Source organism: Mycobacterium sp. IDUB_19 (genome assembly GCF_055419445.1).
In genome coordinates this window covers 1-288 of the sequence record NZ_JBVAXR010000213.1, presented here as the reverse complement: position 1 = coordinate 288, position 288 = coordinate 1, and the positions used below count along the sequence as shown (strand labels likewise).

General features: G+C 61.8%; 1 protein-coding gene. It reads left to right on the top strand.

What is annotated here, in order from left to right:
* Positions 1-123: 123 nt before the first annotated feature.
* On the top strand, positions 124-288 hold a 165-nt coding region (locus ACZY0B_RS27995; RefSeq protein WP_463767459.1), incomplete at its 3' end, for a PPE domain-containing protein.

Genomic DNA, 288 nt, shown 5'->3' with positions numbered 1-288 from the left:
TCGGGCGGTGTTTCGGCCTGCACCGAGCCTTGCGCTGGTTGAGAACCAGCAAACCCTCTGATAATGATAATCATCTTCAATTAATCGGTGGCTCGTGTCGCTCGGCGACAGGAGGAGGGTTTCATGTCCGGGGTGTGGATGGCCTCGCCACCTGAGACGCATTCGACATTGCTGAGCAGCGGCCCGGGCCCCGGTCCGATGCTGGCCGCCGCCGGTGCGTGGTCGTCGCTGAGTGTCGAATATTCCACGGTGGCAACAGAACTCGCTGCGGTACTGGGGGCGGTGCAA